Genomic DNA, 320 nt, shown 5'->3' on the forward strand with positions numbered 1-320 from the left:
GGCGGCAACCACCTCATCCACGCCCTGCGCCGCAACGTCAACCTCAAGATCCTCCTCTTCAACAACCGGATCTACGGGCTGACCAAGGGCCAGTACTCCCCCACCTCCGAAATCGGCAAGATCACCAAATCCACCCCGATGGGCTCCCTCGACCAGCCCTTCAACCCCGTCTCCCTCGCCCTGGGCGCGGAAGCCACCTTCGTGGCCCGCACCGTCGACTCCGACCGCAAACACCTCACCGACGTCCTGCGCCAGGCCGCCGAACACCCCGGCACCGCCCTGGTGGAGATCTACCAGAACTGCAACATCTTCAACGACGG

General features: G+C 64.7%; 1 protein-coding gene. It reads left to right on the top strand.

The genetic code is table 11. The features are described 5' to 3' along the window. A partial coding sequence (locus tag OFY01_RS20580; RefSeq protein ID WP_266602027.1) for a thiamine pyrophosphate-dependent enzyme occupies positions 1-320 on the top strand: 320 nt, incomplete at both ends.

Source organism: Streptomyces beihaiensis (assembly GCF_026274175.1).
Lineage (GTDB): Bacteria > Actinomycetota > Actinomycetes > Streptomycetales > Streptomycetaceae > Streptomyces > Streptomyces beihaiensis.